Origin of the sequence: Streptococcus sp. ZY19097 (assembly GCF_040731245.1) — a bacterium.
Classification (GTDB): domain Bacteria; phylum Bacillota; class Bacilli; order Lactobacillales; family Streptococcaceae; genus Streptococcus; species Streptococcus orisratti.
This window is the reverse complement of the sequence record NZ_CP160400.1, coordinates 938,435-958,403: the sequence shown is the minus strand read 5'-3', so window position 1 is coordinate 958,403 and position 19,969 is coordinate 938,435. Positions and strand designations below refer to the sequence as shown.

Annotated in this window: 16 protein-coding genes and 1 pseudogene; all 17 read right to left on the bottom strand. The window is 40.5% G+C overall.

Annotated features, from left to right (window positions below):
- Positions 1 to 6: 6 nt before the first annotated feature.
- The gene (locus ABZ559_RS04830; RefSeq protein ID WP_044474387.1) at positions 7 to 558 is read right to left on the bottom strand and encodes a hypothetical protein; all 552 of its coding nucleotides are present in this window, start codon (positions 556 to 558) and stop codon (positions 7 to 9) included.
- Complete coding sequence (locus ABZ559_RS04825) at positions 542 to 733, bottom strand: calcium-binding protein (RefSeq protein WP_024381588.1); 192 nt, start codon at positions 731 to 733, stop codon at positions 542 to 544. Before ABZ559_RS04825 ends, ABZ559_RS04830 begins: the two co-directional genes overlap by 17 nt.
- Positions 734 to 5,629 (bottom strand): SspB-related isopeptide-forming adhesin, encoded by a 4,896-nt coding sequence (locus ABZ559_RS04820; RefSeq protein ID WP_367007398.1) that lies wholly within the window; start codon positions 5,627 to 5,629, stop codon positions 734 to 736.
- Between the two features lie 583 nt (positions 5,630 to 6,212).
- Positions 6,213 to 6,677 (bottom strand): annotated as a pseudogene (locus tag ABZ559_RS04815) (hypothetical protein); the annotation flags it as partial.
- Positions 6,667 to 7,671 (bottom strand): hypothetical protein, encoded by a 1,005-nt coding sequence (locus ABZ559_RS04810; RefSeq protein ID WP_014636947.1) that lies wholly within the window; start codon positions 7,669 to 7,671, stop codon positions 6,667 to 6,669. The gene ABZ559_RS04810 and the pseudogene ABZ559_RS04815, both read right to left, overlap by 11 nt.
- A 119-nt stretch (positions 7,672 to 7,790) precedes the next feature.
- Positions 7,791 to 10,592: a phage tail tip lysozyme gene (locus ABZ559_RS04805; protein WP_367007397.1), complete on the bottom strand. Its 2,802-nt coding sequence runs from the start codon at positions 10,590 to 10,592 to the stop codon at positions 7,791 to 7,793.
- Between the two features lies 1 nt (position 10,593).
- The gene (locus ABZ559_RS04800; protein ID WP_367007396.1) at positions 10,594 to 12,945 is read right to left on the bottom strand and encodes a VirB4-like conjugal transfer ATPase, CD1110 family; all 2,352 of its coding nucleotides are present in this window, start codon (positions 12,943 to 12,945) and stop codon (positions 10,594 to 10,596) included.
- A complete protein-coding gene (locus ABZ559_RS04795; RefSeq protein ID WP_053865965.1) occupies positions 12,902 to 13,255 on the bottom strand; it encodes a PrgI family protein in 354 nt (117 codons plus the stop codon). Before ABZ559_RS04795 ends, ABZ559_RS04800 begins: the two co-directional genes overlap by 44 nt.
- A 61-nt stretch (positions 13,256 to 13,316) precedes the next feature.
- Complete coding sequence (locus tag ABZ559_RS04790; protein ID WP_079732919.1) at positions 13,317 to 14,171, bottom strand: conjugal transfer protein TrbL; 855 nt, start codon at positions 14,169 to 14,171, stop codon at positions 13,317 to 13,319.
- 18 nt (positions 14,172 to 14,189) lie between these two features.
- The gene (locus ABZ559_RS04785; protein WP_001072182.1) at positions 14,190 to 14,432 is read right to left on the bottom strand and encodes a hypothetical protein; all 243 of its coding nucleotides are present in this window, start codon (positions 14,430 to 14,432) and stop codon (positions 14,190 to 14,192) included.
- A gap of 17 nt (positions 14,433 to 14,449) precedes the next feature.
- Positions 14,450 to 16,267, bottom strand: a complete 1,818-nt coding sequence (locus ABZ559_RS04780; RefSeq protein WP_105118396.1) for a VirD4-like conjugal transfer protein, CD1115 family — start codon at positions 16,265 to 16,267, stop codon at positions 14,450 to 14,452.
- Positions 16,267 to 16,755 carry a hypothetical protein gene (locus ABZ559_RS04775; RefSeq protein WP_024392286.1) on the bottom strand — a complete coding sequence of 163 codons (489 nt, stop codon included), beginning with the start codon at positions 16,753 to 16,755 and terminating at the stop codon, positions 16,267 to 16,269. The genes ABZ559_RS04780 and ABZ559_RS04775 overlap by 1 nt, the downstream gene beginning before the upstream one ends.
- Positions 16,756 to 16,831: 76 nt before the next feature.
- Entirely contained in the window at positions 16,832 to 17,416 is a 585-nt protein-coding gene (locus ABZ559_RS04770) for a CPBP family intramembrane glutamic endopeptidase (RefSeq protein WP_024399354.1), read from the bottom strand.
- Positions 17,417 to 17,418: 2 nt separating this feature from the next.
- On the bottom strand, positions 17,419 to 17,652 hold the full coding sequence (locus tag ABZ559_RS04765; RefSeq protein ID WP_001005708.1) for a hypothetical protein: 234 nt from the start codon (positions 17,650 to 17,652) through the stop codon (positions 17,419 to 17,421).
- A gap of 2 nt (positions 17,653 to 17,654) precedes the next feature.
- Complete coding sequence (locus ABZ559_RS04760; protein WP_024399353.1) at positions 17,655 to 18,044, bottom strand: arsenate reductase; 390 nt, start codon at positions 18,042 to 18,044, stop codon at positions 17,655 to 17,657.
- 10 nt (positions 18,045 to 18,054) lie between these two features.
- Complete coding sequence (locus ABZ559_RS04755) at positions 18,055 to 18,483, bottom strand: hypothetical protein (RefSeq protein WP_011922469.1); 429 nt, start codon at positions 18,481 to 18,483, stop codon at positions 18,055 to 18,057.
- Positions 18,467 to 19,822: a DNA (cytosine-5-)-methyltransferase gene (gene dcm / locus ABZ559_RS04750; RefSeq protein WP_278025173.1), complete on the bottom strand. Its 1,356-nt coding sequence runs from the start codon at positions 19,820 to 19,822 to the stop codon at positions 18,467 to 18,469. Before dcm ends, ABZ559_RS04755 begins: the two co-directional genes overlap by 17 nt.
- Between the last annotated feature and the right edge of the window lie 147 nt (positions 19,823 to 19,969).

The following is a 19,969-nucleotide window of genomic DNA, read 5'->3' as shown; positions in this document are numbered from 1 at the left end:
TTTGTGTTAATCTAGGACCAAGGCTCGTTGGTCTCTTTCTTGTGGAATACCTCCCATTACAGTTGCCACATAGTGTTGTAAGAAATGACTTTTCTGGTCTAGTAAATCTTTTTGCAAGGCAAGGTGAACCAAATCTCCAAAATAATCCTGACTGGAAATAGCCAAGTCCTGTTGAATCATGGCCTGTAAGGTTTCAAGGCTAAGTGGTGAATAATCGTCACTATCCAAAACCTCATACTGTTCCAAGGTGTCTGAGAGACTATTTGAGGACATTAAATCCATAATAAAACTAGAGCCTTCACCTGTTCGGTACAACTTTTCCAGAATGTCAGTCATATCTGCCTGTACTTCATCCTGATAACTATCAACTTTAACTCGTAGCTCATCACTAATCAAGGATAGGTCATCCTCATCCATATAATCTTGATAAACCTGATCAAGGATTGTTCTATCAGAAATACTTAATTCCAAAGAGAGAAAGGCTTTGATAAACTCTTGGTAATCGACCTTCTCCATTTCAGACAAAGCCTCTTTCAGGGTGTCAAAGTTCCAAGTCATCGTACAACTCCTTTTGTGGGACTAATGGTGAATGTCCAGATTGTAGCTCCTCTAAATCAGCTTGACCATCACCATCTGTGTCAACAGACTGCGGATTGGTTCCCAAAGCTAGTTCCTGAGCATCTGTCAGACCATCCTGGTCTGAATCCTTTTCATAAATAGTTTTTGGATTCATCTACTTCTCCTCCTTTTTCTTCAGTCCATAAGCCGTACCAAGTAGAATACCAGCTCCAATCAAGCCCAAAAGGGATTCCTGTTCCCCTGTATTTGGCAAAACGCTTGCTGGAACAGGTGGTTCAAGAGACTCAATCGGTGGTTGAGGTGGAGTGGGTTGATTTGGACTTGGTTCTTCAGGTTGAGGTGTATGTGTTACAACTGTATTTGAACTGATGACATAGCCATTCACTGTATGGAGATAGGTATTCTCCACCTGACCAGCCGCAATCCGTTTCATCTGCAGGTAAACATCTGCCTGAAAGGCTGAATCATCAGAGACAGTCTCTAAGAAGGATTTATCAAATGAAATTGACACGAGGCCATTTTCTGTATCCACCTGTTGCAAGGTATATTTCGTGACTTCTGTCCCCTCTTTTAAGACAGAACCGTCTTTGAGGATGACATCCGTCATCAGATAGCTGCGATAAACACCATTATACTCATCATGCTTTTCATCATAGTTATCTTCAAAACTATATTCAAATAAATCAGTCGCACGATTACTTGGAATCAAAGCTCCAACCAAACGATAGTTAAAGGTTTGATTCAAGGCCACTTCTTTACCATCAAGGCTGTCATCTTTATGAGACAAGTCAATTACCACATCTTTTTGTGGGTCTAGTTTGGGAACATTATTGACCACTGTTTCCGTGACATAGGCCAAGCCAAAATCAATCTGATAGGCTGTATTTTCATACTGACCACCTGTTTTGGTCAACTCATTTTTAACCGTCATCGGAAGCGTGACAACTAAGGTTTGACCAGTCTTCACATAGGTCTCATAAAAGGTTTTGGGATCATTGCTACTAAGGACCTGAATGGCTCCTTTAGGTGTAAACTGACGTTTAGCCATGGCATCTTGGACGACTTTCGGAGCTTCTGGCAAACTAGCGTAGGTGCTAACAGAAATACCAGATACACGATTGCCATCCTTATCTAAAACTTGGATGCCATCAGGATCTAGGGTAAGAGCTTCTTCTGGGTAATCGTCTACCATGTAAAATCCCTTGGCAAGAACATCATCCGTCACGACCATGTCCTTGTATTGACTGTAATCCAGTACAATTTTGTAATAATTGACCGTATTCGGAAGAATAGTCTTTCCATCAATTGAAATGCCTTCTTGATTGGTATTAGACTTATGTGGAATTACTTTAGGGACAAAATTGGTCACTGTATTGGTTTCATAGGCTTGCCCAAAGTCCACCTGATAAGCCACGTTTTCATAAGACTTCCCTGAATTAAGCATGGTTTCCAAAACCGTCATCGGAGTGACAATGGTAATATTCTCCCCCTTGGTCACATAAGATTCAAAAAAGGCTTGTGGGTCCTCAGGCATGAAAACTTGAAAAGCTCCTTTAGGCTGAATTTTTTGTTTCGAAAGGGCTGCTTGTAGCGTTTTAGGAGCTTCTGATAATTGAGAATAAGTCTTCACCGTGATTCCTGAAACTGTTTTGCCGTCAGATGTGACAAACTGAATAGCTGCTTCATCCGGCAATAAAGCTTCTTCTGGATAATCATCCACAAAGTAAAAACCTTGTGCAATCTGAGAGTTGTCTGCTTTAATCCCTCGGTATTGGTCCAAATCCCATGAGAGAGTATAGTGATTTTGAGTTCCCACTAGCATGGGCTTCCCATTGATGTCCACTTTGTCTTTATTGAGGTTCTGTTTCTTGGGTTCTGGAGAAACAAGGGTGTTGGTCACTTCCTTGGTTTCATAGCCATTGCCGAAATCAACTTGATAAGCCTTGTTTGTATAGGTCTTTGTCTGACCGTAGAGACTATCTTTCACCGTCATTTTGGTCAAAAGAGCTAAAGAAGTTCCTGTTTGAACATACTGGTCATAAAAGGCTTGGTTGTCATCCGGCATAAAGACTAGAAAGGCACCTGTCGGTGTAATTTTAGCACGAGCTAATTTAGCTTGAAGGTCTTTAGGAGCTTCATTTAGTGAAGCATAGTTTTTAACCGTTATTCCTGATACTTTCTGACCGTCAAGGGTAGTAACAGCCGTGCCATTTTCCACCACATCGAGCACTTCCTCTGGGTAATCGTCCACAAAGAAGAAGCCTCGTGCAATTGTCTCTTTAGCAGAACGATCACCCTTATACTGGTCCAAATCCCAAGTCAAACGATAGTGGTTGGTTGTGCCAAGGGCTACGACCGTGTCATTAATGAGGACACTATCCGCATTTTCATTGTTTTTATCTGGTGTAATGAGTGTGGTTGTCTCCCCATCACCTGGTGTACGAACCGTTACAACATTTGAAGTGACTGTGTAAGCATTGGTTGTACCTTTGTTCAAAAGGAGTTTGTAACTATTGGAATAGGTTGCCCCATCATTTTGAACAGAACCATAGAGTTTTGGAGCAGTCAGTTGATAAACCTTGGTTAAATCTTTATTTACCTCCTGCAACAAGTTTTCCTTTGCGGTCAAAGTCACAAAATTCTTAGTCGCATCAAAGCTGAAGACATAGTTTCCATTCTCTTTTTGTGTTGTTTCCTTATCAAAGAGGTAACCAGCAGGCAAGTAGTCCTCAAAAATGAGACTAGTCGTTTGGGCACGATTGGGCGATAAGGCATCAACTGTTAAGGGATAAATCACCGTTGAATCTTTTGCGACAGTTTTCTCATGAAGATTAGCTTGGTCACTATTGACCACTTCTTTCATAATCTCTGGAGTTGTCGTCAAACGGTACGTATGATAATGGACAATTGGTACTTGTGGTGGCGTTGGAAGTTCTTTTGGAATAGGTTTGACAGGTAAGGTTACCTTGGTCAAAGTTAGACTAGGTTGCACCACTTCTTCCAAAGGCTTTGGCGTGAAGGTTACAGGCTTTTCTGGTGTAAATGTTTTAGGAGTAAAGATATCTGGTGTTACCGTAATAGGTTCTGGAATGGGTTCAAGTTCCACCGTTACATGAGGTTTGGGACTATACGGTGTTACTGTACGTGCCACTGGTAGGGTATTTAAGGCGAACCAGTATGACAAGCCAACATTCTGTGGCATATCACCTTGCCCAAAGGTGACTGTGTAGGTATTTCCTGATGTGACCGTTGAGACAATAGCTCCTTTATAAGCATAACGACTTGATGTTGTATCCCATTCCTCAGGTAAATTCAAATCACTTGCACGGTTGGAACCCAAAGAACGTGCTAGACCTTCATTAGTCACTTGAACGGTTGAACCATTAATCGGCACAAATTTCCCAGAAGTATCTTTGACATATTCTAGACCAATGTCATTATGATTGAGGGAAGAATGCGTGAAGACTCCTGGTTTTTCTTTGGAGAAGGTGACTTGTGAACCGTCTTCCAAGAAATACTTAGCAACTACACGAAACTCCATCTTGTCTGTTCGCCAGTCACCATTTCCGTCATTTCGATAGGCAATGAAGCCTTCGGTAGGATCATTTGGCACAACCAATTTCACGGCATCGGTTCCAGCTGGTGATACAAGGTTGGTAATATCGTAAGTCACTCGACTAATCTTTTTACCATCAAATCGTGCATTTTGAAGATTTTGATAGTTAAAACTAAGGGTCTCACCTGTTTTGAAGCTATCATAGACAAAGAATCCTGTTGAATCCAAAATTCTTGAGTAGCCACCCAGCATAGCATCGCCAGTTGAAATGATCTGATCAGGATTTCGGGTAATGGCCCCATGTTGTGCTTGTGGCTCACCGTTATTGAGATTGAGGGCTTGAGCAAGGGCTTCAGAAATATAACCTTCTTCACCTTTTGAAATCTCGGCTAAGTCACGTTGATAGCGTTCCAATTCTTTGGTATTATAGGCATCAATCGCTTCATTATCTTTTCTGGCTGCGGCTTCTTTTTCTTGATTTCGTTTAGTAATCGCTTCAATCTCGGCTGCACGATCTGAAACGAATTGTTGCTTCTCATGATTAGCCTGATCCACCGCAGCTTGACCTGCACGGTTTTCAGCATCAACAGCTGCTTGACCAGCCTGATTACGCCTTTCAATGGCTTCATTATCTGCCTTTGCCTTAGCAAGTCCAGCTTCATTTTCTTTTTGAATGGCCTGATTTTTCGCAACAATATCATCTGCCTTAGTTTTCTTTGTTAGATAATCCGCTACAGCTTGTTCGTTAGTTGATTGAATGGTTTCAACAGCCTTGCCATAGTTTGTATAGTCAAGTACAGATGTCCCATTTCCTGATGAAACTACTTGTTCAATTACTGTCACATCAGCATCTACATACCGAGTTTTTAGGTCATTGACTTTGGTATCAACCCAAGCATTTGTCTCTTTACCAGTTTGGTTGGCCCCTTCGTAGGCCTGTGACAGCTCCTTATTTTCCTGTTCAATGCGGGCTTTATTCGATTCGTATGTCGCTTTGTCAGCTTTGTAGGTTTTAGTGACTTCATTAATTGCCTCAACCTGTTTTTGGGCATCTGCTTCAGCTTTTGAAATTTGTTGGTTGGTTTCTGATGCAGAAGTTGTATTTCCCAAGTCCATTGGACTATCTTCAACCGTAGAAACACCTTCAGCCTTTGCCTCTTCAACTGCTTGTGTTACCGTATCATGTGGTACGGTGACTGCAATTGCACCGTTAGATTGTCCAGTTGACCCTAAACTTTCAGTTTGTTCAGAAACAGGGGTTGGTTGTGCTTCTGGTAAATTTGTCGCTGGATTCTCCGTTCGTTGAATGGTTGTATCAACTGATGATGTGACTTCATCAGCATGTGCAACCGCTCCTCCCCAAGCAACAACAGCCGTCACCATGGTTCCAAGGGCAACGGAACATAGAGTGCGATATTTTTTACTCTTACGAAAGACGTGTTTCTCGCCTTTTTCCTGATTGACAAGAAAGTGATGATTACATGTTTTAGTCATAAAGTGTCCTTCTTTTCTTTTTTATGTAGCAACAAACTGTCACTCTTTATTAGATACGAGGGCGTTAAGCGAGCACGACAAAAATAGGAGTTTTGACGAAGAACTTTCCGTTCTAGGAGAAACTCTCTTTTTTGTACAGCTCGTAGCCCAAGTTCAATACCATCATAAAAAAGAAGGCTTGATTTTGTTATCACAATCAGTTCAGGGGAAAGAAAAAAGCCACCCATAAAATTGGGTGACAAAGTAATGAATATTCAAGTTTTCACTCGTTATAGTTAAATTTTGTAATTACCTATCTCGTTAAAAAGCTTCGTAAAATGTCAAAAACCTCTTCTTTTGAAAGAATAAGATCTGAATTCTGTGGAATTGACTCTATTTCTAAAGATAGTAGTGAGACGAATTGAGCCATGTCTTGTTTAACACTTTCAGAGACTTCCAAATCTGATAAAGACTCTTCTTCACGAAGTAAGGCTGATAGACGAGTCACATCATTCAAGTGTTTCTTTATTTTTTTAGTAAGACCATGTTCACCATTCTTGGAACGATTCTTCATATCAAGCCAAGCCTTGGCCTTAAATACAATCAATCCTTTAGTACTCAATACTGAATAACCATCTATCACTTCGCGTTCCTTAACCAGTAACTGATAATAATCCTTATCTAATAGCAGGGCAGATAAACTCGCATCCTCATCAAAATGAACAGGAGTTTCTCTACTCATCTTTTTTAGTGGAAATTCTGGCAGAACACTAAATAGTTCAATCATTTCTGGAAAACCAGGTTTCCTGGTTGTAAAACGAAAAAGTTGGGCTTTATTATCTTTTTGACTACCTTGATACTCACCAAACTCCAAAAATCTAATTAAAGTATTATAAAAGTCTATATTTTTTGACTCATCAATGATGACCATATCATAGTCTTTCGTAGTTCGACTTTCAAAACCATTCACATCCAATACGATAGAGGTTGCGGTTCCACCAATTAGGACATAGTAATCTTGATAATCACGAAACATTTCTTGAAAAATAGGTTTTAAATTAGCTGGCATTTTTCTCTCCTAGTATGTTTATTATCTTATCTTCTAACATTTCTACCTCTTCTTCAATTCTAGGATCCTCTACATCTTTCAAAGTTAGATAGAGCGAAATTGGATCAACTAATATAACATCTCCATTTTCAAACCAATTATTTTTGATGTAATCAAAAGGTACTGGCTCATAATTCCAAATTTCAAGACGATGACCTTGAAAGATGTTTTGCTGAATCTCCTTTTCAATACGCTTATATCTTTTCTTAGAAATAGCATAGCTTCCATAGTTTTCTGAATCTGCAAGCATACTAAATTGTGATAATGCTTGTAAATAGGTCATTTTTAATGCCCCTTCATTGTACAACTGTTGAAAATCTTTATCACTAATCACTAAAACCTCTCTAATTGGATCTTTGATTAATGATTTAACTTCTTCAAAAATCATTTGTTTAGGTTTCGCAAATTGATAAGTTTTCTGTTTGTTATGAAGCCACCCTCGTGCTTTAAAGGCTTTTAAATAGCGATACAAACTAGGAATAGATAGACGTGTTATCAGGCTGATTTCAACTAAATCAATGATTAAATCAGGAGTATGCAGTAACAAGGCAATTAGTAGCATTTGTTCTGTAGGTGATAAGGGATCACTTGGTTCAAATTTTTCACTTGCTTTAGAAAATAGAAATCCTATTTGTGGAATAAATGTATTTTCTTGATAATCAATATAAGAGGCACCAATTTGTAATAATTTCTTCTTCTGTTCATCTGACAGTTTATTAAAAACTAAAATCACATCTTTATCAACCTGCTTTTGAATAGCTTGAGCTTGTTTAACAAAATTATCTAAGCTCCCTGGTCTTTTTTCTTTAACCAAAAGGAAAACCTTATTTTTTACAGTCAATGTAGAAAATTCATAGCGCTTTTGAAAAATGATTGGAAGATCTAGGTCTATTTGCTGTATTTGAGCTTCAAAATGAAAAGCTCTCATAACATTATTAATTTTGGCAAAGTCCATTTTTCGCTCCTTTTTATCATTATATTTGCATTTTATCAAATTGTATAATAAAATGCAATATTTTTGATAAAACAAAAAGAATATGCTAACAAATCCAATTATTGTTAGCATATCCTTTTTTATTTCGTCGTATAAGCAAAACTCAAGCTACTATCCACTCCAGATAATTTACGGAAGGTGTAGTTGGGATTGCCATTGTAATTGGTTTCGGAGATAAGGAATGAGCCATCTGGGTAGACTTTTTCGACGAAAGCCACATGTCCGTATTCTGTTGGGGTGCCATGTCCTCCTCCCGCAAAGGAAAGTATAGCTCCTTCTTGTGGACTTGTCCCTGTCTCTCCACCGAGACTTGCGGCTGTTCGTACCCAATCTTGGCCATTGCCCATTGTACTGATAATTGGAATCTTCTCACCATTTTTACCTTTGAGTTTTAGCCCCAGTTGGTTGATACGGGCTGCAACTCCCCAAGTACATTGGCCGTAAGCATATCCCATACCGTCACCACCTCCTGGAATAGAGTTTTCAAAAAGGTCTCCTCGTACAGCTTCAAGTGCTTTTGGATCACTTTGTGCTGTCCCACCGTTTGGTTGACTAAAACCTTTTTCAATTTGGTAATACCACTCACTTGCTCGTGTTTGACGTTCAAGTAGCTTATCTCCACTATTTCCTTCCCAGTAAATGAGAAAGAGTTGGGCAAGACTAGCTGGACTTCCTGAATTTTTGAAAAAGTCCTTTAACCAGTTGGTGTAATAAGGACTATCCCCATGCAACATGAAATCCAGTTGTAAGCCTAAGTCATACCACTTTTGATGTTTTCCTTTGGCATATTCCAACAATAAAGTATGTCTGCGTGACCCATCCGCGGTATCTGTCCATTGGCCTAAGCCTAAACCACGTTTGAGAATATTTGGGTAACGTCCATTGTATATAGTTGGACCATTGATTGAGAGCCAGCCCTCATCATCCCACGAACTATCAGTCGCACCAACTGGCGGAGATAAATAGTCGCCTTCAGCTCGTTTTGGATTAATGGAAGATTCTACCGACCAATTTCCTAAAATAGCTGCGATAGCTTGATTGGTCGCACCTTTGCTTTTAAGATAGTCATAAATCGCCTTGGCTCTCTCAAACTCATCGCCGCCAAACTGACCGATAGTTGGAAGAATGGTGGTCTGAACCTGAATCACTTTTGGAAAGTAGAATGCTGGATTGACATAGACCAACTTATCCGTGTCATCATCAACCTTTTGATAGGTGACTTTTAGACCCGTTCCGTCTTTGGTCTGACCAATAATATCTCCTGCCAAGACATGTTGATGTTCACTCACTCGGCCTGAATGAATGCCAAACAAGGTTAGTTTAGTCTTATTCACTCCCTTACCAGATGTCAAAACAACGTTCTCTCCATCAAGAGATACCTTGCCATCCATCGGAGCTACAATGACTTGACCTTCTTTCGCTTCTAAGATGATATGGTGATGAAGCGTTGGTTTCTCATCAATGACCTCATACCCATATCGGTAGGTCATGCTTAAGCTATCCTCGTCAGTCTGTCCCTGAAAGGGATTGTCCAATTCTTGAAGGGCTAGATAGTTGCCTCCTTCTGTCAACTCCTTTAACTCTTCCTGGTCTTCATCAGACAGCTTGTAAGTAGGTTCTTTATATAAGTCAGACATGGATTTAATAGAATCTCCACCATTTAAGTCTGTCCACACTTGACTGAGAAACGCTTTGTAGGTCACACCACCTGTTTCCATGAAATCGTCAAGCTTGTAGTCTTGGTATTGATGATTCATGTAAACCATAATCTCATCAATCTTGGTGTAGTAGGCAATCCCTTTTTTATTGGTTCTCGTATGTTCCGCATCTTCCCACGTCATGTGGGTATAGGCCTTGGTCAACTCCATCTCATCTTGTTGAATGACACTGCTTCCTGAAACACTCATGAAAAAGCTCATCATCAAAAGGAGTATCAAGAGAATGCCTGAGACAATCCAAGTCAAAGGATTTCCCGCAAGGACAGAAAAGAAAGTCATACTTCCCTTAATGGCTTGGACGATTCCTTTGAAACCTGCGACACTTTGTTTTCTGACATGCTTTAAAAAGGTTTGGTAGCGTCTTCTTGGTTTAAGAGGTTTCTGGCGTGTGAATCCTTTTCCCTTTTTGAAGTTCTGGAATCGTTCCTTTCCATGAGAAAATTTTGTTTTGGTAAACCGCACACTAGTCTGTCCACTTTTTACTGCCACCTTACCTGCTTGAAAGGTAAACCTTCCATAGCGTATGCCTTTCAAACTAGTATCCTTCATGGTTCTTAGACCATCTAAATCATCCTCCTGTGCTATCAGGTCAAGGGATTCAGATGCAGCTAAGCCTAATCCAACTTTGACTTTGGTAGAGTTTTTCTTAGTCTTTTGGACTTTCTTGAGTTGTTTGACTTCACGCTTGGCAGAACTTACGTCTTTTTCTGCACTGAGTCGATCAAATGATTTTTCTTGGTGAAACTGAAAGCGAGACTTCAGGGAAGGATTTTCTTTTTGGAAAGTAAACTTGGGATTAACTACCTGCTGTTTCTCACTTAGTTTCACTTCTGACAGATGTTTTCTTGCCGTCCGCAAACGCTCTTGAACATGCGGAAGTCGATAGTTCTTGATTTCCTTTACCTTCAACAGTCTAGGAGAAACATAGGTAATTTCCTTTAGGAACTTCTCTTCTGCTTCCTTTTGGCTACTGAGTAGATTTCCTTTTAACTCTGTTTTCTTTCCCTGAAACAGAGAATTTTGGGCTGGTTTTCGAAATCGTCCTTTTTTAGGAACAGTCTGTTTTAAGGTCCTAACTTCTTTCCGATAATGCATACGGGCTGATTTTAAGTTACTTCGAAAGTTTTGCCTAGCCTGTTTGACTAGCTTTTTATCCTCTTTCATCTCATGTCCTCATTTTTTCAGGGTCCGTACTCATGATGTCAAAGAGCTTGGTGTGTTGTGGAATCTTATTCTTGAATGGGACAACGGTGGAACCGGCCTTAATTAAGCCTGCCCCCTTTTCAGGATTAACTAAGTACTTCTCCAGCTCTTTAGAAAGCCCAAGCATATGCACCAGCTCTTCACGATCACTCTTAGCCTGTTTTAAAAGAATCATGAACTCGCTATTGGCAATAATGCGTCTACCATTGGCATCCAAAAGAAGCGTTTCTACATTCTGAGTAATGCCTGTCGGTATCGCCCCATACTTACGGACACGACTCCAGAGTTTAAAGAAGAAATCAGAGGCATATTTGTCCAATAGAAGTAGCTGCATTTCATCAAAGTAAATCCAGGTCTTCTTACCTAGCTTTTGGTTTTTGACCACCCGATTCCAAATCTGGTCAAAGATAACCATGAGGGCAATCTGTTTTAATTCATCGCCTAACTTTTTGACATTGTAAATCAGGAAATGACTGTCTGTTTTAATATTGGTCCGATGTGAAAATATGTCCAGCGACCCTTCCACATAGAGTTCCATATCCAGTGCCAAGTCCTTAGCTTCCTGTTCAGGTTGTTGAGCTAAGACAAAGACCCATTCGACCAAGGACGGTGTGTTAAAATGCTTATAGGTGAGTCGTGTCACACGGTCAATCAAGGATTTTTCACGACCATCCATTTTGCGATCCAAGAGCTTCCCAATCCAAGACAAGAGAAATTCGGACTTAACCTTAACTGGATCCTCGTCCATATTCTCATCAGATAGATCTAAGACATTTAAGAAGGTAGTGGAATCTGGGGCAATATCAATACTCTCCCCACCAAAGGCTTGACCGATAATACTGTACTCATTTTCTGGGTCAACAATAATAATTTCAGTATCACTATCTGCTTCCTTGAGCTTAGTTGAGATGATTTCATGTTTTGTCGCCATCCCTTTGCCAGCTCCAGAAGTCCCTAAAATCAAACCTGACGGAGTATTTAACTTGCCACGGTCAATACTGATGATATTACTTGAGATTTGATTGATGCCATAAAATTTCCCACCCTTGTCCTGAATATCTACGGAAGTCCAAGGGGCATTCACGGCAATGTTTGAAGTCAATAGAGACCGAGAAATACCTTCGAGATAGTTCTTCCCAAATGGCAAGAGACTATTAAAGGCAGCTTCTTGCATACAGGTCAAGTTATCGATAATCATATCATTTGACCCAGCCACTTGCTTGATAATATCAAGAGATTGTTTGAGTTGATCTTCAGTATCCGCCAGCACGCCAATTAGAAATACGGTGTCAAACAGTTTATCTCCTGTTTGGGTCATGGTTTGAAGAAGAGCTTCAGCTTCATCGATGTTGTTCTCAAGAACATGGCCGACCTTCTCCAAATAGATTCCAGTCCGAGCCATTTTTTGTTGTTCCCCAATCTTTTGCGATTCCATCAAGGTCTTCTTGGTTCGCAGCTTGGTCATGGTTTCAGACTTGGTAGAGCCTTTAGCATGTAAGCTCATCATCACTTCCAAATCTGACTGCATCAAGTCTCGAATAAATTTATCCCCTAGCTCCATACCATAGTCACGAACATAGACAATCTGTAATAATCGATCGTCCAATTCAATATGATTCTTGTGTTTAAAGGAAAGATAGGTTGGTGCAATAAAGTGTTTGGTAGTTTGACCTGAGAGGGTCAAATCCTTGTAAGAGAACGGTAAATGATTTTCACCCCGCAACATATCCGCAAGGACATTCACTCGCTCCTCTCCACCGAGCAAACCAAGAGATACATCAATCTCTGAAAAGCCACTCTTGAAATATTCCCCAATTTGTGACAGAGAACGAAAAGCTAGTTTTGGTGTTTGGTCGCTCTTGCCAAATGAAAGAAACTTAACGGCTGAAAAATTGTTCTCACCCGCCTCTAAGTTGGCATCCATCATGCGATTCAATTCATCACGATAAGCATCAAACCCATCTTCCTGCAAGGGATAGAGAATACTCTTACGGAATTTTTCCAAATTAACTTTTTGATTGAAAATAGTCAGTTGGAAATTGGTCTGATCATCCAGTGAATTGATTAAATCGGAATATTTCTCCACGATAGCTCCCTTATCTTCTAAGCCAACTGTTTGATAATTGACATCTCCTAAGAGATAGGTTTGTGAGAAATAGCTTGGGCTGACCTGCATAAGGCCATTCTGAAAAAGCCCTTGATAGGCTAACGTATTTACGGTAGAAGGTCTGATCTCCTGCTTCTGTGTTTTCGTCTTTTGCTTTTGGTCATTAGAAGGTTTCTTTGGTTTCATTGAGTGTTTTAATTTTTTCACGTTGGTCTCCTTTTCTTCCAGTAAATGTGCGGTCTGGCACCGTTAGTTCAAAATGAAAACGGTACTTGAGGTAGGTTTCAAATGGTAAATCGTTGGGGCGATAGACCCCAAATAACATGAGTGGAATGGTAAAGCTAAAAACAAAACCATAGACAAACCAATCCCCAAATTGCCAGTAAAATAGGTTCAAGCCCAATACCAAAATGGTTAGGGCGACGGCTGGAAATACAAAAATAACCTGTCTAGTTGTAAATCCCAGCCATGCCCTGTGTTGAACCTTTGAAATGTCCTTAAAGACACGTGTGTTCATAAATGTTCTCCAATCTAAATAAGCTATAAAAAGAGGAGGCGGGCAATTTACACCCATCCTCCTACATCCCCAAAATACTTCGGGCGGTTCGTTGACTGCCAACTAAGGCAATGATTAACAATATGGCCTGTACCAAGCCACCAAACATAATGACGAGTGATTCCATAACTCCAGCTCCATTTGATACGGCAATCTTTCCAGCCGATTCAAACAAGGGAACAAGAGATACAATTAGAAAAATCAAAATACCTTGAACGGCATAGACCATGATGTTTTTAAGGTAACCAATCCCAACACTTCTCCAGTCATCACTAAGGAAGGTCGGAATGGTAACAGGGGCAAAAGGAATCATCAGATAGAGTTGGATAAAGCGAATGGTAATCAAGATATTGACAACCATGATGCTGGCCATTCGTACCAACCAAATGAGAATCGCAAAAAAGCCAATAATCATTTTTCCTACAATTCCAGATCCCTTAATGCCTGAGATGGTATCATAATTAGCACCACCATTCGTGACAAGACTTGCCACTTGTTCAATAACATAAGAGGCAATGGCAATAATGGCTTCCACAATAACCGTCGTATTGGTAATCACGACCGCGACCATGATGTAGCTGACAATCATAGGTGCCATGGCTTCAAAGGTCATTGCACCACCTGAGTTTGCGATTTTCTTGGCCATTTTTGAAAATTCGAGTACGAGAACAACCGCAAGAATAGCTACTCCCAAAGGTTGCATAATCCCCTTGGTAATGGCTGTCATGTAAGACCACACCGTCGGATTAAAGTCCGCTAGTGACTTAATCAAGTTGGCGGTTGATTCTAAATCCACTTGAAACCCTTCAAAAAGGCTATCGCTAGATACTTTTTCAGAGGCTAGAAATACAAAAGGTGACGTAAAATTCATCATCATGTCATGTGCTGTCCTCCCCTAAATGGTAATCTGTGTCACAAAAGCACCAGCGGCTCCCACCATGACCCCACCAACAATTTCTAGAATGGCATTTCGGACACCTGGCCCACCATCTTTAATGTTGGTTGAAAGGTTGATAATGCCCATGACAACAAGAAAGGCCCCTACTGCAATTAAGCCTTTTTGTAATAGAGACATGGCTTGAGAGAACATGGAGCTGGCGTCCACTCCGTAAACAAAGCCTGTTAGTTTTTGATTCATATAATTCCTCATTTCTATTAATGTAGTGTCGTTTCTGTGCTTAAATCCCTTATTTTATGGCCTGACAAATCTATCTCTTCCTCAGTGATTAGGGGATTGATGTGGTAGTGCCACCAGCGTTCATCAGATTCCTTATCTGCAAGCCATTTCCAATTCTTATGTTTGAGTGGAAAATATTTCTTTGATCTAAATACTGGCACTCCTGCAATTCTTACGAGGCACTCATCTCGTTTCATATTCCCGACTTCATCAGCCGTCATCAAGTCACGGGCAATTTTCTGGTGAGAGGTAGAACTTGAACCCGTCTGCCCAAAAGAACGACTGGTACTTCTGACATCAATGGTTTGTTTGCCTAATAGACCACTCATAAATTTGAAAGTTTCCTCGTCATTTCCACCCAAATAGAGGAGGCTGTCACAGTTCCCCAGTATAGTTTTCCAAGCCTCTTTTTCCTTATAAAGTCCTTGGAGTTGAGCGATATTTTGCAAGATAGGAACTAAGCTCATGTTTCTAGAGCGAACCGTTGAGGTTTGTTCGGCAAAGTCTGGGATTTCTCCGACATTCGCAAACTCATCCAGATAGCTTCTAACATGAATAGGCAGTTGCCCTTTAAAGTCCACATCAGCCTGTCTGGTCAAAGTGGCGAAAACCGTAGAGAAAAATAAAGCAGATAGGAAACGAAAGGTCGTATCATTATCTGGAATAACAAGATATACCATGGTCTTTTGAGTGCCCCACGTTTTCAAATCCATAGTGTCTTTTTGCGTCAAATCAATCACCGATTGAATATTAAAAAGGGCGAACTTAGCGGTCGTCACAGCAATGACCGAATCCAAGGTCTTGTCCTTGTAGTTCTGAAAATCCGCCCAGTTTCTCATGGTAAAGTTCTCATGACCGTATTTTTTAGCGTAATCTTCAAACAGGACTTCAAGAACACTTTTGTCCTGATTATCTCCCTTTGATAAGAGTTTGATGAGTTTCCCAATCTCAGAAAAGGCTGGATAACGGCCACGCTTACGTCTTGCTTCCTGCTCTTGCTTGGAACTTCCTGGTGGATTGTAAAAATCTACCAAATAAGAGGCAATAGCTCTCACCAATGTCATGGAAGCTTCGTCCCAAAATGGATCACTGCGAGAACCAGACCCACGGGTATTGTTAAAATAGACCGTTAACATGCGGTTCAAATCATTCTCCGTTTCCACATAGCGAAAGGGATTAAAACCGTCTGAATTGGTCATATTAACCAAATCTAAAACCTTGACCTGATAACCGTTTTCTAAAAAGAGTTTACCTGTCTTCTCAGCCAAATGGTCTTTAGGATCTACGACAATATTGGAACAATTAAGTTGGATAAGGTTGGGTTTCACAAAGCGAAAGGTCTTACCTGCCCCAGAACCCCCAATGACAATCAAATTTTTATTTCGGTCAAACTGGGGTTTCTTCTTTTCCAACAAGGTTAGACGAACATCACGAGCCATAATCGTGTCATTGAAAGGATTCTTACTGTAAAAGTTCCGCTTTTCCTTACTGTTTCCAAATCGTGCAGAACCGTATTCTTCCCCTTCTCGATAGACTTTCTGTCCTGTCGATACATAAAGATAGACTAGTGTCATCATTAGAACCCCAAGGATAAAGGCAAGAAGAGATTTTTGAGTAAAGGAAAATAGCCATAAAGGATTGAAAACCTGATTTAACCCCTCTCCTAAGAGGTAGGCAAAACGTTCCATAGGTGGGGCATTGGTTAAACTATCATAGAGCAGGGTTAGACGATGGCAGAAATAACCAAAGGCGAGCCCCATGAGTCCAAAGACTAAAGCTTTTCGTCTTGAATACATTACAAGGTCACCTCCTTGGTTTTGACTGCCGAAGGTTCTGTCACTCTTATTTTTTCTTTGGCCAGTTCTATCTCTTGGTCCAAGGTTTTATCAAAGGTTAGACCTTCTAACTTTTCTGGATTAGACATCAGTTTCTTCACCAGTTCGTCCAAGTGATGATCGAGCAAGGTCTTATCCTTGGCATAAAAGTAGAGATAGTCTTTTTGCCAACTAATTGCAATTGGCAGTTTTTCTGACTCCATCAACTCCTTAAATTTCTCCACATCGATTGGCTTATCCAGTATGTCTTTACTAACATCTATCGCTTCAATTGCGTAAGGGCTTTGAAGGAGTTCTTCCAGTTTTTGAACCCCAATCTTATAAGCTGAATCTTGAGCTAAGGCTTGCCTAGCCGACCATTCTAAGAGCTTTAAGAGGGTTCTAACTGTCAATAAACTACTTCTTTCTACGTATTGCATCGCTTGACGTTCTTGTTGTTCAGATGACATGGTGACCTCCTCTTTTTTCGATTCCCTATCAAACATAAGGTGCTTCCATAATACGGAAGCACTCTTGATTTTGGTATCACAAGAAAGTTACGACATAAGCCAAACTATTCCAAAGTAAATGTAAGGCGATTGCCGTCATACAATCAGTTTTCAATCGAACAACAGCCAAGGTCAAGCCAAGACAGCTATACATGAGCCAACTCCCTAACTGATTGGGTCCATGGGATAGAACAAAGAGAAAACTGGTTACGCCTATTTGTACAAAAGGGAATGTCAATTTTTCCCACAGCAATTGCCTATAAACAATCTCTTCAAGGAGACTTGCATTGACCAGAAACAATAAAAAGATAACATGAGGAACCTGTTTTCCTACTTGTAACAAGACCGCTTGATTCCTAGTCTGAACTGGAAATAGGAAGCTGATGAAGACTGCAAAAGCAAACATAGCCACAAAGCCAAGAAGCAACCAACTTAGGCGATTTTGTACGCCCACAAATTTTAATTGAACAGTTTTATGACGGGCAATCTCTAGGCAAGTCACACTTAATAGGACCAATTGTAGCAAGACTACACTCTCTATTGTCAGATACTCTTTCAGGTATAAACTCACCAGAAGACTGTTAAGCTGTATGGCTAGAAAAAACAACACTATCCTTATCATTGTCACCTCTTGAATAAATCTTCATAATCAATATCTAAGACTAGAACGATTCGCTCAACCCATCTAGTTTGTGGCATCAGACGATTCGATTTGTAATGCCGTAATTTTTGATAGAGGCGATTAAACTCACTTGGATAAACGTATTGACCGTTGAATACTTTGCGAGCTAGTTCTGCCCAAGTGAGGTCTTTTTCTGCCAGAATGATTTCTAAATTGTCCCAAAATCGTTCATTCATCTTCACACCTTCCCTGTCACCTGTTTCATCAGACTGGCCTGAAACAGCTCTTCTTTTACTTGTCTGGGAAGAAAGGTACGCACTTCGTCTAGCCCAATAGCTGGATAGACATGATTCTGACAGACAATGAGAGGCAGCCGAAGGTTTTGGTCTGGCTTTTGGAGAATAAGCTGAATCATCTCATTCAAACTTATCGTATATTGACGCTTAAAGCGAAGAAATCGTGGCGACAGCAACTCAAAACAATCCGTGGTTTTGGCAAAGAGTGACAGTAAGATTTCACGGTTTACATCACACGCTTTTATACAACGATAAGTCACACCATAGGTCGTCAAAATGGTTAGTAAGTCTTGATTTGTATTGACATTATTTCCTAGATATACCTCAAGCATAGGCACCTCCTTATAGGGTTAGGCTATTTTCAACTGTTGGTTCAGGAGTTGAGAAATAGCGACTCATATCAATGGGCATCCGTCCTTCACCAAAGCACTTGACCGTCACTAAAGTCGTTAAAATGCCATCCTTTCCCCTAGCAGAATAATTTTCACCAAAGGCACGAAAGGCCAGGTGATTGTCTTTCGTCAATAGTGTATCTACACCATTTTTAATATCCCTAGTTTCCATAAAATCCGAAATCCGATGAAGATTGGATTCGTAGAATAGGGGATCATTCATCTCCTTGTGGTAATCATCTTCAAAAGTCACCTCAAAGTCACAATCAAAATTGGGGAGCGACAGTATCTTTTGTAATAACTGATTGGTTTCAACTTGGTGAATATGTTCTTCTAATTCAGTACAATCTAGGATACTTTTCTTATGTAGTAGGTTCATGTTTTTCTTCCTCTTCCGTTCTTCTAAATTCTCTGGCAATGGCTTCAATAACTGTGACAGTCACGCTATTGCCGGCCTGTTTGTATAGTTGGCTCTTACTAGAAACACTCTCTGCTCTTTCATAAGCCCAGTCAGGAAAGCCTTGAAGTCTGAAACACTCTCTTGGTGTCAGTCGTCTTATTCTCAGGCGATAAAGTTTCCCCTCTAAGACAATGCCTGTGACTTCATACCACTTATCCTGTCGATATTCCAGAGCAGCAACCACCACTCCCATATTGTCTGAAGTTGTCAAGGTATTGGATATTCCCTTTCCCACACGTCCCCTACGTTTGGTTGAGGCTGGATAAGCCAGATTGACAGAGTCTCCAAGAGTTGCCTTTGCGTACCCTGTTTTTGTGGCTTCCTTGATTTTCAGAAATGGTAGCTCCTCCCTCAGCAAAATCTTTGGCACCTTGTCTCCACCTTGCATGGTGGTCAAGGTCGGTGATAAGCCAGAAATGTCAAATACTCTACCGGTCTGGTCAAAGCTAGTCGGCAGATTTCCTGCGACAACAACCCCGTGTTTGTCTTGACTGGTCAAAGTAAACATAGGGTCTTGATTATCCTTAAATCGACGACCATGTTGGCGTTTTTCAAGTCTATCTGGTGTTAAGACTGGAATGGCGATTTTTGCTCCCTCTCCTTTACCTCTTGTTAGTGTAGGAGCAAGTCCATTCGTCAGATAGACTTCACCATTCAAACCACGTTTAGAGGGATTGATATTTCCTAGCCTTTCAAGATGAGCTGGGCTGTTTTCTCTTCTGAGAGGAAATATGAATCTGGAACGGTATCTTCTAGAATGTCCGATAATAAAGACCCGCTCTCTGTTCTGCGGGACTTGGAAGTCCTTACTGTTAAGCACCTGCCATTCGACATCATACCCCAATTCATCCATCGTGGAGAGGATTGTGGCGAACGTCCGTCCCTCGTCGTGATTGAGTAGGCCTTTGACGTTTTCCAAAAATAGAAAACGTGGTTGGATTTGTTTGGCCGCTCGAGCAATCTCAAAAAAGAGAGTCCCTCGAGTATCTTCAAATCCCAATCGTCTGCCTGCGAGTGAAAATGCTTGGCAAGGAAATCCCCCGCAGATGATGTCCACTTGCCCTCTAAATTGTCTAAAGTCATGGTCTGTGACCTCTTTAATGTCATGGTATTCTATTTCTCCTTCTGTGTTAAACATGGCTTTATAAGATGTTCTGGCGAATTTATCAATTTCACAAAAGCCCAGGCATTTATGACCCTGTGATTCCATCCCTAGCCTAAAACCGCCTATCCCAGCAAATAAATCTAAAAATTTCATTTTTCCTCTCTTTCCAACTAAAAAAGAGCCTTACACATGTAAAACTCTTGCCTATATATGATCATCCATATCTGGTGCACGGATGATTTCAACAATCAAAATGATGATAGAAATCAGATAGATTCCACCTAGTATCCACCAAATCAT